Origin of the sequence: Kitasatospora sp. NPDC059817, assembly GCF_042731835.1 — a bacterium.
In the GTDB taxonomy this organism is placed as follows: domain Bacteria; phylum Actinomycetota; class Actinomycetes; order Streptomycetales; family Streptomycetaceae; genus Kitasatospora.
The window spans coordinates 8901-25354 of record NZ_JBHWIR010000113.1 but is presented as its reverse complement, the minus strand read 5'-3'; the positions used below and the strand labels follow the sequence as shown (position 1 = coordinate 25354).

Annotated in this window: 7 protein-coding genes; 6 read left to right on the top strand and 1 reads right to left on the bottom strand. The window is 72.2% G+C overall.

Annotated features, from left to right (window positions below; all coding sequences use genetic code 11):
• Window positions 1-453: amidohydrolase family protein (locus tag ACFV61_RS23010; RefSeq protein WP_380493643.1), on the top strand; the 453-nt coding region annotated here is incomplete at its 5' end.
• Window positions 454-520: 67 nt separating this feature from the next.
• Here ACFV61_RS23010 and ACFV61_RS23005 read toward each other — a convergent pair.
• Window positions 521-1099 carry a MarR family winged helix-turn-helix transcriptional regulator gene (locus tag ACFV61_RS23005; RefSeq protein ID WP_380493641.1) on the bottom strand — a complete coding sequence of 193 codons (579 nt, stop codon included), beginning with the start codon at window positions 1097-1099 and terminating at the stop codon, window positions 521-523.
• A 751-nt stretch (window positions 1100-1850) separates the two neighbouring features.
• Here ACFV61_RS23005 and ACFV61_RS23000 point away from each other — a divergent pair.
• The 5 genes from ACFV61_RS23000 to ACFV61_RS22980 all read left to right on the top strand — a co-directional run.
• Entirely contained in the window at window positions 1851-2852 is a 1002-nt protein-coding gene (locus ACFV61_RS23000) for a LysR family transcriptional regulator (protein ID WP_380493639.1), read from the top strand.
• A gap of 9 nt (window positions 2853-2861) precedes the next feature.
• Window positions 2862-3707: an ACP S-malonyltransferase gene (gene fabD / locus ACFV61_RS22995; protein ID WP_380493637.1), complete on the top strand. Its 846-nt coding sequence runs from the start codon at window positions 2862-2864 to the stop codon at window positions 3705-3707.
• 3 nt (window positions 3708-3710) lie between these two features.
• Window positions 3711-3962 carry a phosphopantetheine-binding protein gene (locus ACFV61_RS22990; protein ID WP_063345952.1) on the top strand — a complete coding sequence of 84 codons (252 nt, stop codon included), beginning with the start codon at window positions 3711-3713 and terminating at the stop codon, window positions 3960-3962.
• Window positions 3963-3973: 11 nt separating this feature from the next.
• Window positions 3974-5968, top strand: a complete 1995-nt coding sequence (gene asnB / locus ACFV61_RS22985; RefSeq protein ID WP_380493635.1) for an asparagine synthase (glutamine-hydrolyzing) — start codon at window positions 3974-3976, stop codon at window positions 5966-5968.
• The coding region (locus tag ACFV61_RS22980) for an SDR family NAD(P)-dependent oxidoreductase (RefSeq protein WP_380493633.1) at window positions 5965-16454 on the top strand (10490 nt) is incomplete at its 3' end. The genes asnB and ACFV61_RS22980, both read left to right, overlap by 4 nt.

Here is a 16454-nt window from a genome sequence, read left to right as displayed (position 1 = left end):
GAGCTGATCAACGACGGCGTGCACCTGCACCCGTCCGTGCTCGACCTCGCCTACGGCACCGCCGGGGCGTCCCGGGTCGCCCTGATCACCGACGCCATGGGCGCGGCCGGCATGGGCGACGGCCTCTACCCGCTCGGCCCGCTCCAGGTCGAGGTCAAGGACGGCGTCGCGATGCTCCCGGACGGCAGCTCCATCGCGGGTTCCACGCTCACCCTGGACGTCGCCTTCAAGCGTTCGCTCACCGTCAACGGCCTGACGCTGAACCAGGCCGTCGAGTCGCTGTCCGCCACCCCGGCCCGCCTGCTGGGCCTCGCCGACTCGATCGGCTCGCTGGAGGCCGGCAAGCAGGCCGACCTGGTCGTGCTCGACTCCGAGGGCTACGACCTGGTCGCCGTGATGCGCCGCGGCCGCTGGATCACCGGAGCGCCGCCGCTGGCGCCCCGGGCCGGCTGACCGGCGGGGTGGCGGGGCCCGAAGTTCAAGTGTTGTCGGCTGAGTCGGGCCGCAGGCGCCGTGCCGCTCAAAGCTCCGTCGGGTAGCCGCTCCGGGGATGCTTGGCGTTGGCGAGCTGTCTCCGGGGCGCCCGCGGGGGGCGGGACGGGGACTCGCGTGACGGCGAACGTGGCGGAGTCCAGGCCGGGATGGCGGTGGGGGCCTCCGGGTCGGCGGGCCGACCCTGCAGGGCCTGGACCTCGACGGCTTCGGCGAGACACCGCAGGGCGATCCGGACCTGCGCGCTCTGTTCCTCGCTGAGTGCCCCGAGGACCTGCTGCTCGATGGCCAGGCGCCTGGGCATGACGTCGTCGACGGCGGCCGCGCCCGCGTCGGTGATGAAGACCAGTGCCGCGCGCCGGTCCGCGGGGTTGACCGTCCGGACCACGAGGGCGCGCCGTTCCAGCTTGGCCAGCGCCTTGCTCAGCGCGGCCGGCGACCGCCCCATCGAGGCGGCGAGGCGGCGCGCGATCGTCGGCTCGGTCGAGTGGCGAAGGTGGTAGAGCACGTCGAACTCCGATGAGCTGACGGCCGCCGCTTCGAACACCGGTTCAAGGAGGAACTCCAGCATCGCGTGGGCGTGTCGGAGGCCGCCGATGATCTCCATCGACGAAAGGTCGAGGTCAGGACGGCTCTGTACCCACAGTTGCCATACCGCCCGCGTTTCATCCATTCGTGCACATGCTCCAACTTGTTAACCGGTAACCTTTCAGTTACCGTATGACACGTGGCCCGCTTCCAGCTGGGCAACCTGGGCACGCTCATCGGAGGCTTGTCCGCTTTTATGCTCTCTGTGTAGTTGATCTGCTCATGTCACATGAACCTGGACTGCGACAATCCGACCGATAGCTTCCCGTCTCTGACGGAGCTGAGGAAAGTGTCACCATGGTCATCACACATGTCCCCGCCGCCCCGTTCCCCGGAACGCTTCCGGGATCGGGGAACCTCCGGCAGATAATACTGGACCGGAATGGCTTGGTGTCTAGCCGTTTGCGCGCGTCGGCGTCAAGGAGATCGGACCGGCAGCTTGCCGGGCCCGCATCGCCCGGCCGTGCAGCGAGAAAATCGAGTTGACGCTGCGGCGGGTATGAACTCGCCGTACTGCCCCAACACTTCGAACGGCCCGAAGCGGAACACGCTGGCGTGACCGGCTCCGCAGGGGCGGCCCGCCGCGGTCGCCACGGGCCGCTGTCGCCCTGCGTGCCGAGGCCGGTGACCGCGCCCCGGTGTGCCTTTCACGGATCCGCCGCGGGCTGACCGCCCGTGGTTCGTCACCGAATTCAGAATTTCTCCGGCGGTCGCACCGCCGACCCCGAAAATCCGCATGGCCAGATTCCGGGAAAAGGATTCCGCGCGCTATGACCGATCGCTTGGGATTCAGTCTCACTCAATTGCGCTACTTCGTCGTCTCCGCCGAGATCGGCAACATCTCGGAGGCGGCGGAGAAGCTGTGCGCCTCGCAGTCGACGGTCTCGTCGGCCATCATGCGGCTGGAACGTCAGCTCGGTGTTCAGCTGTTGCTCCGTCACCATGCCCGTGGGGTCTCCCTGACGCCGAGCGGTCGCCACCTGCTGCGGGAGGCGCGCGCGTTGCTGGGGCAGGCCAGCAGCCTCAAGGCGCAGGGCGACGCCCTGGCGGGCGACACCGCAGGCCAGCTCGACGTCGGGTTCTTCTTCCCGATCGCCCCGTTCCTGCTGCCGCTGGTCCACCGTTTGGCCGGGGAGCGGCACGGGGCGCTGAAGCTGAACCTCCACGAGGCGTCCGCCGACCGGCTGTTGGAGTTCCTCCGGGACGGCCGGTGCGAACTGGCCGTGACGTACGACTTCCTGGCGGGCGACGCCAGGTTCCACCCGCTGGTCGACCTGCCGGTGCACGCCCTGCTGGCGGATGACGACCCGTTGGGGCTGGTCGGGCCGCTCTCCCTGGACGAGTTGGCCGGGCGACCGCTGGTCGCCCTGAACGCCCCGAGCGTGCTCCGCCACGCCGAGCGGATGTTCTCCCGCGCGGGCGTCCGCATGCCGCGGGTGGTGACGACGACGAGCATCGAGACGCTGCGCGGCCTGGTGGCCGCCGGCGCCGGGTTCGCCTTGATGTATCAACGCGGCCTGACCGCAACGACGTTGGACGGCGGCAGGGTCCGCGAGGTCGAGCTGCTCGGAGACCTGCCGCCCGCGACCCTGGGCGCGGCCATGATGCCCGACCTGGCCATGAGCAGCCGCGGCAGGGCGTTCCTGGACGTGCTCAGATCCGCGGTCGGAGCGCGTCCGGCGCAGGTCGGTACGGGTCGGCAGGTCGGTACGGGTCGGCAGGTCAGTGCAGGTCGGCAGGTCAGTGCAGGTCAGCAGGTCGTCGTGGGTTGAAGGAGTGTCGTGCTGGCAGTCATCTTCGCTGGTCAGGGAAGTCAGGAAAAGGGAATGGGGGCAGAGGTCTTCGAACGGTACCCAGGGCTGGTCCAGTACGCCTCGGACGTGCTGGGGTACGACCTGGTCTCCTTGTGCACGGAGGACCCGGACGGCCTGCTGGGCCGCACGGAGTACACCCAGCCGGCGCTGTTCGTCGTCAACGCGCTGCGGACCTTCGAGCGGGTCCACCGCGGGGACCGGGCGGCGGACGTCTACCTCGGGCACAGCCTGGGCGAGTACAACGCGCTGCTCGCGGCCGGCGTCTTCACCTTCGAGACGGGGCTGCGGCTGGTCGCCAAGCGCGGCGAGCTGATGGCGGCGGCCTCCGGGGGCGGCATGACCGCCGTGATGAACACACCGCCCGAGCGACTGCTGGAGATCCTCGCGGAGGACGGCGTCGACGGCGTCGACATCGCCGGCCTCAACACCGGCTCGCAGGTGGTCATCGCGGGCACCCCGCCGGTCCTGGAGGCGGCGCACGCCTGCCTGGAGAAGCGGGAGATCCGCTTCGTACGGCTCAAGGTGAGCGCGCCCTTCCACTCCCGGTACATGGAGCCGGCCAGGGTGCGGTTCGCCGAGTTCCTGACGGAGTTCGAGTTCGCTGACCCCGACACCCCCGTCATCTCCAACGTCACGGGCCGGCCGTACGAGCCGGGACAGGTGACGCACATGCTCACGGAGCAGCTGGTCGCCCCGGTGCGCTGGACCGACAGCGTCCGCGGGCTGCTCGACGGCGACGCCGAGCCGGAATTCACCGAAATCGGGGGCCTGGCCCTCACCCACATGGTGTTCAAAATCAGGGCTGGAGTGTGACACATGGCAACCACGACGGACACGATCAGGCTGTACCTGGAAGACCGTTTCCTCTTCGAGTTCGACGACGTGATCACCCCGGACACCGACCTGTTCAAGGCGGGGGTCATCGACTCGTTCGGCTACGTCAGGATGATGAAGTTCCTGGAGTCCGAGTTCTCCGTCGAGATCTCCCCGGAGGACATCCTCGTGAACGTCTTCGTCTCGCTCACCGCGATCGACGAATTCGTCACCAAGAAGACCTCCGCGAAGTAGAAGGACGGATCATGTGCGGGCTGGCTGGTTTCCTCTCGACCTCGCTGCACCCCGGTGCCACCGCCGAGGTCATCACCTCGATGCTGTCGAACATCCACCACCGCGGGCCGGACGAGGCGGGCTACTACCTCGACGACGGCATGGCCATGGGGACGGTGCGGCTGGCCATCGTCGACCTCGCCGGTGGCTCGCAACCCATGTCGGACCCCTCCGGGCGCTACTGGATCTGCTTCAACGGCGAGATCTACAACCACATCGAACTCCGCGCGGAACTGGAGCGCCTCGGCCGCCCGTTCCGCACCGACCACTCCGACACCGAGGTCGTGCTCCAGGCCTGGATCCAGTGGGGGTCGGACTGCTTCACCCGGTTCAACGGCGCCTTCGCGGTCGCCATCAGGGACGCGGCGACCGGTGACCTGGTGCTGGCCCGCGACCGCTACGGCAAGCGCCCGCTGTTCTACGCCGACGCGGGCGGGGACTTCCTGTTCGCGTCCGAGATGAAGGCGTTCCGCGCCTTCCCCGGCTTCCGCTTCGAGTTCGACCCGAGGGAGCTGGCCACCACCTACGCCGCGTGGACGCCGCTGCCCGACCGCACGCCGTTCCGGGGCGTGCGCCAGCTGCCGATGGGCTCCGTGCTGACCATCAGCGCGGGCCGCCGCTCGCTGCGCCCCTACGAGGACCTCGACTTCGACGTGCCCGGCTTCGACGGCACCGAGGCCGAGGCGATCGACATGCTCCGGCAGACCCTGCGCACCAGCGTGGAGCTGCGGCTGCGCTCCGACGTCGAGGTCGGCGTCTACCTGAGCGGCGGCCTGGACTCCTCGATCGTGACGAGGCTGGCCACCCAGCTCTCCCCGTACGAGGTCCGCACCTTCTCGGTGGCGTTCCAGGACAAGTCCTTCGACGAGTCCGACAGCCAGCGCCTGGTCGCCGAGCACCTGGGCACCCTGCACACCGCCGTCCCGATCACCAGCGAGGACATCACCGAGCACTTCCCGACCGCCGTGTACCACGCGGAGGTTCCGACCTTCCGCACCTCGTTCGTGCCGATGTTCCTGCTGTCCCGGCACGTCCGCGACGCCGGGATCAAGACCATCCTCAGCGGCGAGGGCGCCGACGAGGCCTTCCTCGGCTACTCGCTGTTCCGCGAGACCCTGCTGCGCGCGCGGTGGAACGAGCTGACCGACGGCGAGCGCCGCACCCGGCTGGCCGGCCTGCACCCGGAGCTGGAGCACTTCGGCTCCGCCCACCAGGCCCATCTGCTCGGCCTGTACCAGCAGTTCTCGGTGGAACGGCTGCCGGGCCTGTTCTCCCACGAGATGCGGTACCAGAACGGGAGGTTCGCGGCCCGGCTGCTCGCCGACCGGATGGACCCGTTCGCCGACCTGCTCGACCTCGTCGCCGGGACACCCGGCTACCCGGACATGCCCGCGATGCACAAGGCGCAGTGGCTGGAGTACAAGACGCTGCTGCCCGGATTCCTGCTGTCCACGCAGGGGGAGCGGGCCGCGCTGGCGCACAGCGTGGAGAACCGCTGCCCGTTCCTGGACCCCACGGTGGTGCGCGCGGCCGCGTCGGTGAACCTGCGCTACGACGACGGCCAGGTCGAGAAGGCCATCCTGAAGAAGGCGTTCCGCGCCGAGCTCCCGGAGTGGACCACCAGCCGCCCCAAGCAGCCCTACCGCGCGCCGGGCAGCGCCGCCTTCAAGGACAGTCGCCCGGACTACCTGGAACTGCTGCTGTCCGACCGCGAGTTGGCCGGGATCGGCTGCCTGGACGCGAAGTTCGCCCGGCGCCTGGTCGACAAGATCATGACCTCGCCGGTGGAGGAGGTCAGCACCAAGGAGGACCAGACCTTCCTCTACCTGCTGACGACCGCCGTGCTCCACCAGCAGTTCGTGCGGGGCGGCGGTACGGCGCCGACCGGAGCGTCGGGCGCCGCGCTGAACCTGCGGACGACCGTGGACAACCGCCGTGCCGTGCAGCGAGTGGGGGAGAGCCGATGAGCACCGACGACATCGCGATCATCGGCCTGGCCCTGCGGTTCCCCGGCTCCGACACCCTGGTCGAGCTGTTCAACCACCTCGCGGCCGGGCGCTCGCTGATCACCGAGGTGCCCGCCGAACGCTGGTCCAAGGAACGCTACTTCGGCGATCCGCGCAGCGGCGAGGAGAAGACGTACAGCGTCTGGGCCGGGTTCATCGAGGACGCCGACCGCTTCGACGCCGCCTTCTTCAACATCTCCCCGCGCGAGGCGGAGACGATGGACCCGCAGCAGCGGTTCGCGCTGGAACTGGCCTGGAAGGCCATCGAGGACGCGGGCTACCGGGCGGGCGAACTCGCGGGCAGCCGCACCGGCGTCTTCATGGGCCTGTGCCACGGCGACTACGCCGAGCTGATCGAACGCGACGACGTGCCGACCGACGCCTACTTCCCGACCGGCACGGCCTACTCGATCGTCGCCAACCGGCTGTCCTACTACTTCGACTTCCACGGCCCCAGCATCGCCAACGACACCGCCTGCTCCAGCTCCCTGGTCTCGCTCTACGAGGCCGTCGCCGCCCTGCACAACGGCGACTGCGACCTGGCGCTGGCCGGCGGCGTGAACCTGTGCTGGTCGCCGAAGCTGTTCGTGGCGTTCAGCAAGGCGAGCATGCTCTCGCCCACCGGCCGCTCGCACGCCTTCGACCAGGACGCGGACGGCTTCGTCCGGGGCGAGGGCGGCGCCGTCCTGCTGCTCAAGCCGCTGGCCAGGGCGCTGGCGGACGGCGACCCCGTGCACGCGGTGATCAAGGGCGTCGGCACCAACCACGGCGGCAAGACCAACTCGCTGACCGTCACCAACCCGGTCGCCCAGGCCGCGCTGATCGAGGACGTCTACACCCGCGCCGGTGTGACGCCCGAGACGGTGAGCTACATCGAGGCCCACGGGCCCGGCACGCCGGTCGGCGACCCGATCGAGATCGTCGGCCTCAAGCGCGCCTTCCAGAGCCTGCACGACGCCCACGGGACGACGCCGCGGCCGGACAGCACCGGCATCGGCTCCATCAAGACCAATATCGGCCACCTGGAATCGGCCGCGGGCGTGGCCGGCGTGGTCAAGGTGATCGGCGCGATGGCCGCCGGGACCCTCCCGGCGACGGTCAACTTCCGGACCAGGAACCAACTGATCGACCTGGACGGCAGCCCGTTCTACATCGTCGGCGACACCCGGCCGTGGCCGGGCGGCGACGGGGCGCCGCGCCGGGCCGGCGTCAGCTCGTTCGGGTTCGGCGGGACCAACGCCCACGTGCTGCTGGAGGAGCACGTCGGCGGGCCGGTCGACCGTACCTCCGAGGCCGCGGGGCCGTACGTCGTCCCGCTGTCGGCGAAGAACCTGGAGCGGCTGCGGGTGCTGGCCGCCGGCCTGCGGGACCACCTGCTGGCACCGGAGACCGCGCTGCGGCCGCGCCAGGCGCTGGCCGACATCGCCCACACGCTCCAGGTCGGCCGCGAAGCGATGCGGGTCAGGACCGTGTTCCTGGTCTCGGACCGGGAGCAGCTCGCGGCCGCGCTGGAGTCCGTCGCGGACGGCGAGGTGCGCAACCCCGCCGGAGCAGGGACCGAACTGGTCGCGGCGGCACAGGACTGGGCGAACGGGGGCGGCGCCGACTGGCCCGGGCATCCCGGGGCGCGTCGCGTGCGGCTGCCGACCTACCCGTTCGCCCGGGACCGGCACTGGTACGTCACACCGCCCGCCGAGGCGCCGGGCGCCGCGCTGCTGCACCCGCTCGTCCACCGCAACACCTCCGACCTGGCGCAGCAGCGCTACACCTCCACGTTCACCGGGGCCGAGCCCTTCCTGGCCTCGCACCTGGTCCGCGGCCGGCGGGTGCTGCCCGCGGTCGCGTACCTGGAGATGGCGCGGGCCGCGGTGGAGCGCGCGGCGGCCCGGGAGGGGGCCGTCCGGCTGCGCGACCTCGCATGGCTGCGGCCGATCGTCGTCGGCGAACCGGTCGACGTCGACCTCGCGCTGACGCCGCGCGGGGACGCGATCGCGTTCGAGTTCCGGCAGGGCGAGACGGTCCACAGCACGGGCACCGCCGAACTGGTCACCCTGCCGGACCCGTCACCGCTGGACCTGGACGCCCTGCGCGCCGCCTGCCGCACCACCCGTAGCACCGACGAGGTCTACGCCGCCTTCCGCGCCCAGGGCCTGGAGTACGGCCCGGCCATGCGCGCGCTGCGCGGGCTCCGGCTGGGCCGCGACGAGGCGATCGCCCGCATCCGGACCACCGGCGCCGACGGCTGCGTGCTGCCGCCGAGCGTCCTGGACGCCGCCTTCCAGACCTCCGTGGTCCTGACGGGCGCCGCCGCCGGCCCGACCCTGCCCTTCACCCTCGACGAGCTCCAGGTGTACCGGCCCTGCCCGGCCGAGACCTGGGCCTGGGTGCGCCGCAGCGCCGGCTCCGGGGCGCTCACCACCTTCGACATCGACCTGTGCGACGGCGACGGCGTGATCAGCGCCAGCCTGCGGGGGCTCGCCCAGCGCACCACCGACGCGGGCCCGCGCGTCGTCACGGCGACCACCCGGTGGACCGACCGGCCGCTGGACGCGGACGGCGGCGCCACCCGCACCGCGCACCTCCTGACCCTGCCGGAGATCACCCGGGCGAGCCCGGCCGACGGCGTCGACGCCGCGACCGAGCAGGCGTTCGCCGAGGTCCAGCAGGTGCTCGCGTCCTCTCCTCGGACCGGGCACCGCTTCGTGGCCCTGGTCGACGCCCGGGTGCCGGCCCACTTCCACGCACCGCTGGCGGGCCTGTTCCGCACCGCCGCCCTGGAGAACCCGCTCGTCTCAGGCCGGGTCGTCCGGGTCGCCGGCCTGGACGCGGCCTCCACCGAGCAGCTCGCGCGGATCGTGCGGGAGGAGTGCGCCGACGACTCCGCCGACACCGAGGTCCGCTACACCGCCGACGGCACCCGGCAGGTCCTGGAACCCGTCGAGACGCGGCTCGACGCCGGACCGCAGGTGCCCGCGCTGCGGGCCGGCGGCGTCTACTGGGTCACCGGCGGCCTGGGCGGCATCGGCCGCCACCTCGCCCGCTACCTGGGCAGCGCGGGAGCGACGGTCGTCCTGAGCGGACGCTCCCCGGCGGGCTCGGTGGACGCCCTGCGCGCCGAAGGGGTCGACGCGCACTACCTGCCGGTCGACGTCGCCGACGCCGCAGGCGTGCGCGCCGCGGTCGACACGATCGTGCGCGAGCACGGATCGCTCGACGGCGTCGTGCACGCGGCCGGCCTGCTGCGCGACCAGTACCTGCTGCGCAAGGACCTCGCCGACGTCCGCCTGGTGACGGCGCCGAAGGTCCGCGGCACGCTCAACCTCGACGCCGCCACCCGCCACCTCGACCTGGAGTTCTTCGCGCTCTTCTCCTCGGTCGCCGGCGTCTACGGCAGCCCGGGGCAGTCCGACTACTCGGCGGCCAACGCCTTCCTGGACGCCTTCGCCCGGCACCGCCGGACGCTGGTCGACGCGGGCGAGCGCAGCGGCCGGACCGTCGCGATCAGCTGGCCGCTGTGGGCCGACGGCGGCATGACGCTGGACGAGGTCACCCGCGACTCCCTGCGCCGCGAGCGCGGCTGGGAGGACCTGCCCACCGAGGACGGGCTGCGCGCCTTCGGCCGGGCCCTGCTCGCCGACGCCCCCGCGCACCTCGTCGTCGCCTACGGCTCCAAGGCCACCCTGGCCGCGCAACGCCGGGCGGCACCGGCCCCCGCGGCCCCGGCCACCGCCTCGTCCGCCACCGCTGCGCCGTCAGGCGGCGCGGGCGAGGGCGACCTGCTGCGGCGCACCGAGGAACTGCTCAGGGGGGTCGTCGCCGAGGTCCTGCGGCACGCCCCGGAGCACATCGAGTCGACCACCAACCTCATCGAGTACGGCATCGACTCGCTGAGCATCCTGGGGGTGACCGCCCAGCTGGAGAAGGTGTTCGGGCCGCTGTCCAAGACGATCTTCTTCGAGTACCTGAACATCGCCGAGGTGGCCGCGCACTTCGTGGAGACCCGGCGGGCGCAGCTGGAGGCGGTGCTGGGGGAGTCGGGGAAGGCCGAAACCCCGGAAGCCTTGGAAGAGCCGGTCGTACAGCCCGAGGCCCCGGCGGTCCAGCCCGAGGCCCCGGCCGCCCGGTTCGAGGCCCCGGCCGCGTCCGCCGTCACCGAGGTCCGCGAACCCGCGCGCGACGACCGGCACGACATCGCGATCATCGGAGTGTCCGGGCGCTACCCCGGCGCCGACACGATGGACGAGCTGTGGGAACTGCTGGAGAGCGGCCGGCACACCTTCGAGGAGGTCCCCGCCGACCGCTGGGGCCACGAGGCCATCTACGACAGCGACCGGTCCGTCCACGGCAAGAGCGTGATCCGGACCGGGACGTTCCTGCGCGACCTCGACAAGTTCGACCCCCGCTACTTCCGCATCTCCAAGCGCGAGGCCGAGCAGATGTCCCCGGAGGTGCGGCTGTTCCTCCAGTCGGGCGTGGAGGCGCTGGAGGACGCCGGCTACTCGCGGCAGACCATCCAGCGCCGCTACCAGGGCGACGTCGGCGTGCTCGTGGGGACCATGAGCAACCACTACAACCTGTACGGCTTCCAGAACAGCCTGACCAGGGGCGCGCCGCAGAGCGGCAGTTACACCGGGACGCTGCCCAACATGCTGTCCTACTTCTACGGCCTGACCGGGCCGTCGATCTTCCTGGACACCATGTGCTCGGCCTCGTCGACGTGCGTGCACCAGGCCGTGCAGATGCTGCGGGCCGGCGAGTGCCGGATGGTCGTCGCGGGCGGCGTCAACCTGATGCTGCACCCGTACAACCTGATCACCTCCTCGGAGGAGCACTTCACCACCGGCACCTCCGACGTGATCCGCAGCTTCGGCCACGGCGTGGACGGCACCATCCTCGGCGAGGGCGTCGGCGCGGTCGTATTGAAGCCGCTGGTCGACGCCGAGCGCGACGGCGACCACGTGTACGCCGTGATCAAGGGCACCGCCCTGTCCAACGCCGGGACGCGCAACGGCTTCACCGTGCCGAACCCGGGCATGCAGGCGCACGCGATCCAGAAGGCGATCGAGGACGCCGGCGTCGACCCGAGGACGATCGGCTACGTCGAAGGACACGGCTCGGGCACCGCGCTGGGCGACCCGATCGAGGTCCGCGCCCTGACGTCGGCGTTCCGCAAGTACACCGAGGACCGCCAGTTCTGCGCCCTCGGCTCCGTCAAGGCCAACATGGGGCACCTGCTCGCGGCGGCCGGCATGATCGGCCTGGCCAAGGTGCTGCTCCAACTGCGGCACGGCAAGCTGGCGCCGTCCCTGCACAGCACGGAGCTCAACCCGGACATCGACTTCGCCGACACCCCCTTCCAGGTGCAGCAGAAGCTCGCCGACTGGCAGCCGATGGTCACCGAGGTGGACGGCCGCCAGGTCACCCACCCCCGGCGGGCCGGCATCACCTCGATCGGCGCCGGCGGCATGAACTCGCACATCATCCTGGAGGAGTACCCCGAACGGCCGGTGCGCCAAGAGCCCTTCGGCGAGCAGCTGTTCGTGTTCTCGGCGATGAACGAGGCCGCGCTCGGGCGCTACCTGGCCGTCTTCCGCGACCACCTCGCCGGGGCGCGGGAGGCCGACCTCCCCGACATCGCGTACACCCTGCGGGTCGGCAAGAACGAACTGCCGCACCGCTGGGCGTTCGTGGCGGGGGACCAGCGGTCCGCGCTGGCGGCCGTCGACGGCTACCTGGCCGGGCGGCGGGAGCTGCCCGCGCACGAACTCGCCACCACCTGGGCCGGCGGCAAGACCGTCGACTGGGACCAACTGCCGACGGCACGCCGGGTGTCGCTGCCCGCCTACCCGTTCGAGAAGGTGCGCTGCTGGATCGAGCAGACCGACGGCGCACCGTCCGTGCTGGCCCCGCTGGCGCTGCGCGAGCGGCTGCACCCCTTCCTGGGGCGCAACGAATCCGACGTCCGGGGCCTGCGCTACGCCCTGGACGTCCACCTCACCGACCTGCTCGACTACGGCTACCGCCTGGCCAAGGCGCCGACCATCGTGCCCACCTTCGTGGTGGACCTCGCGCTGGCCGCCGCGAAGGTCAGCGGGTTCGCCGCCGAGGCGTCGGTCCACGACCTGCGCGTCCTGCGGCCGATCGACTGGTCCACGACCACGCGGCTCGTCACGGAGTTCGCCGACGGCCACGGCACCGTCCGGACCGGGGACGGGACGGCGGCGGTCGAGTTCACCGTGCGGGGGACGGCCACGGCGCCCTCCGGCAGGGTCGAGCCGGCGGGGCTGCGGGAGGTCCTCACCCGGGAGCAGTTCCTGGCCGAACTGGCCGAGGGCGGGCTGGACTACAAGCCGGCCTCGTGCGCGGTCGAGGGCGTGTTCCGCGCGCCGGACGGCCGGACGGTGCTGACCATCGGCAGTCCCGCGTTCCAGCAGGACCACGTCCGGCGCAACGTCACCGTCGAGCCGTTCGTGCTCGCGGCGATCGCCCAGGGCGTGCAGTGGGAGGCCAAGCGCGCCGGGGCGCCGGACTGGACCCTGGTCGCGCTCAACCAGGTCGCGGAGATCCGGGTGCGGGCCGGTTCGCCGGTCACGCACGTGGTCCTCGGCGACGACCGGATCCTGCTGCTCGGGGGCGCGGGCGAGGTCGTCGGGGAGCTGGCCGGGGTGCGGCGCGGCACCGGAGGGGTGGCGCCGGGCGATCGTCCGGCGCCGCAGGCCCGCCCGGTGCGAGAGCGGGAGCCGGCCGTACCGGCTGAGCCGGATGTACCGGTGGTGTCGGCGGTGTCGGGTGTCGTGGACGTCCTGCGCGCCATCGCCGCCGAGATCCTCAAGTTCGAGCCGGAGGAGCTCGACCCCGGCACCGGACTGGACGCGTTCGGCTTCGACTCCATCTCGCTGGTGACCTTCGCGAAGGAGATCCACGAGCGGTTCGGGGTCGTGGTCAGCCCGGCGGTGTTCTTCGACGTCAGCACCCTGGAGGCGCTGGGCGCCCACCTGGTCGACGAGCACGGCGCCACGGTGAAGGCCGAGGCCAAGATCAAGGCCGAGGCTGAGGCGGAGGTCAAGATCAAGGCCGAACCCCAGCCCCAACCCCAGCCGCAGCCGGAGCCCCAGCCGGAGCCGGTTCGCACCGGGCCCGACCCGCGCCAGCCGGTCGCCGTCATCGGCGCGGCCGGGCGCTTCCCGGGCGCCCGCGACCTGGACGAGTACTGGGCGAACCTGCTGGCGGGCAAGGACTCCGTCACCGCGTTCCCGCTGCACCGCTACGACGAGCAGCAGCGCAAGGCCATCGAGGCCCAGGACTTCCCCCAACGGATCGGAGCCCTGGACGACGTCGACGCCTTCGACGCCGGCTTCTTCCGCATCCTGCCGCGCGAGGCCGAACTGATGGACCCGCAGCACCGCCTCGTCCTGGAGACGGTCTGGCAGGCGCTGGAGGACAGCGCGTACCGGCCCGCCGACCTGCCGACCAACACGGGCGTGTTCATCGGCGTCACCGGCAACGACTACGCGACGCTGCTCGCCACGCTCGGCGTGCGACCGGACGCCTTCACCTCGACCGGCACCACACACTCGATCCTGGCCAACCGCATCTCGTACCTGCTCGACGTGCGAGGCCCGAGCGAACCGATCGACACGGCCTGCTCCAGCTCGCTGGTGGCGGTGCACCGCGCGATCGAGGCAATCCGCTCCGGCACCTGCGACCTGGCCGTCGCGGGCGGGGTCAACGTGCTGCTCAGCACGGACACCTTCGTCAGCGCGCACCGCGCGGGCATGCTCAGCCCGGACGGCCTCTGCAAGACCTTCGACGCGGGCGCGAACGGCTACGTCCGCGGCGAGGGCGTCGGGGTGGTGGTGCTCAAGTCGCTGGCGGCGGCGGAGCGCGACGGTGACGCGATCCTCGGGGTGCTCCGGGGCAGCGCGTACAACCACGGCGGCCGGGCCAACTCGCTGACCGCGCCGAACGCCGACGCCCAGGCCGAGCTGGTGGCGGCCGCCGTCGGCGACCTCGACCCGGACACCATCGGCTACATCGAGACCCACGGCACCGGCACGGCCCTCGGCGATCCGGTGGAGGTCCGCGCGCTGCGCACCGCGTTCCGCCGGCTGGGCCGCAGCGACGACGGGGCGTGCGGCCTCGGCTCGGTCAAGACCAACATCGGCCACCTGGAGTCGGCCGCGGGCATCGCCGGGCTGCTGAAGGTGCTGCTCGCGCTCAAGCACGGCGTGCTGCCCGCGACCCAGCACCTCCAGGAGGTCAACCCGTACATCGAGCTGGCCGGCGGCCCGTTCCACATCGTGCGGGACAACGAGGCCTGGCCGCGCCCCCGCAGTGGTGACGGCGGCCCCGCGCCGAGGCGTGCCGGGGTGAGCAGCTTCGGGTTCGGCGGCGTCAACGCCCATGTGGTCGTCGAGGAGTACGTGCGCGGCGACCGGGACGGGGAGGGCGACGGCGGGCCGGTCGCGGTGCCGCTGTCGGCCCGCACCGCCCGGCAGCTGACCGACCGGGCCCGGGGCCTGCTCGCCCACTTGGAGTCCTCGGAGTCGGAGCAGGTCTCGCTGCGGTCCCTCGCGTGGAGCCTCCAGGTCGGCCGCGAGGAGATGGCGGAACGGGTCGGCTGGGTCGTCTCGTCCCGTGCCGAACTCGTCGACGCGCTCAGGGCGTTCGTCGCCACCGGCGAGCGCGGAGCCGAGCCGGAGCCGATCGGGCGGTGGGTCGGCGGGGGCGCCGTCGACTGGCGTTCGCTGCTCGGCGACGGCACGCCCCGGCGTGCGCACCTGCCCGGATACCCGTTCGCCCGGGACCGCTTCTGGGCCCCCGGCACCCGGCAGGAGAGCGGCACGACCCTGCTGACCGCCTGCTGGACGCCGACGCCCGCCGCCGCGACCGCCCGGTACGACCGGCACGTCGTCGTGCTGTGCGGGGTCGACGGGGAGGTGCCCGAGGCGATCCGCCTCGACACGGCCGAGCAGCGGCCGGAGAGCCGGTTCCGCGACCTGTCGTGGCAGCTGCTGGAGACCGTCCGCGGCCTCGACGCCCGGGACGGCACCACGCTCGTCCAGGTCGTCACGGCGGACCTCGCCCTCGCGGGCCTGCTGCGGACCGTCACCAAGGAGAACCCGCGGATCGTCGGCCAGGTCATCGGTATCGAAGGCGTCCAAGGCGTCCAAGGCACCGACCTGGCCGCCGTCGTCGCGGAGAACGCCCGCGCCGCCGACGACCTGGTGCTCTACCGCGACGGCGTCCGGCACACGCGCAGCTGGGCACCGGCCGAATTCCCAGGTACGGGAAGGGAATTCGGCAAGCCCTGGCGGGACGGCGGCGTCTACCTGATCACCGGCGGGGCCGGCGGGATCGGCGCCTCGACGGCCCGGCGCATCGCCGCCGACGTCCGGCGGCCGACCGTCGTGCTGGCCGGACGCTCGCCGCAGGACGGCCGGATCGAGCGCCTGCTCGCCGAGTTGCGGCAGGCCGGTGCGGACGCGCGGTACGTGCGCGCCGACGTCTCCCGCTGGGAGGAGGTGCGGCACCTGGTCGCCGAGGCGGGCGCCGTCACCGGCATCGTGCACGCCGCCGGCGTGGTGCGGGACTCGCTGCTCGCGGACAAAACCGCCGAGCAGTGGGACGAGGTCCTCGCGACCAAGGTGGACGCTCTCGTGCACCTCGACCGGGCCACCGGGCACTGCCCGCTGGAGTTCGTGCTGACCTTCTCCTCGGGCGCCGCGATCACCGGCAACCCGGGGCAGTCCGACTACGCGACCGCCAACGCCTTCCTCGACGAGTTCGCCGCCGTACGCAACGCGCGGGTCGCCGAGGGGCTGCGCCGCGGGCGCACCCTGTCCATCGCCTGGCCGCTGTGGGAGGACGGCGGCATGCAGGTCGGCGAGCGGACCCGGGCCTACCTGTGGGAGGACCGGGGGCTGGCGCCGATGCCCACGGAAGCCGGGCTCACGGCGCTGGTCGACGCCTGGAACGCGGGGGCGGACCAGGTGTGGGTGCACCACGGCGACCCGGCGCGGGTGCCGACCGGAACGCCGGCCCCGGCCGCCGCGCCGACAACTCCTGCGTCGACAACTCCCGTGCCGAAGGCTCCCGTTCGTAGCGCCGATCCGAACGTCCTCGGCCACCTCCTCGCCCTGTTCGCCGAGGTCAGCGGGCTCGCCCCGGGCGCGGTCGACCCCGACCGCCCGCTGGTCGACATCGGCCTGGACTCGGTGATGGTCATCCAGCTCAACCGGGAGCTGGTGCGGACGTACCCCGAGGTCTCGTCGACGATCTTCTACGAGCACCCGACCCTGCGGGCCGTGGCCGGTCAACTCGCCGGCCTCCGGCGGGAACCGGCGCACCAGCGGGCGGTCACGGCCGGCCGGCCGGTGGCGGGCGACCAGCCGGGGGGGGGCGCCGCGCACCCGGCCCCCCCCCCCCCCACCCCCCCCCAGCCCCA

Coding starts and splice junctions, on each gene's coding strand:
- ACFV61_RS23000 (WP_380493639.1), top strand. CDS start 1,851: ATGACCGATCGCTTGGGATTCAGTCTCACTCAATTGCGCTACTTCGTC.
- ACFV61_RS22990 (WP_063345952.1), top strand. CDS start 3,711: ATGGCAACCACGACGGACACGATCAGGCTGTACCTGGAAGACCGTTTC.
- asnB (WP_380493635.1), top strand. CDS start 3,974: ATGTGCGGGCTGGCTGGTTTCCTCTCGACCTCGCTGCACCCCGGTGCC.
- ACFV61_RS23005 (WP_380493641.1), bottom strand. CDS start 1,099: ATGGAGATCATCGGCGGCCTCCGACACGCCCACGCGATGCTGGAGTTC.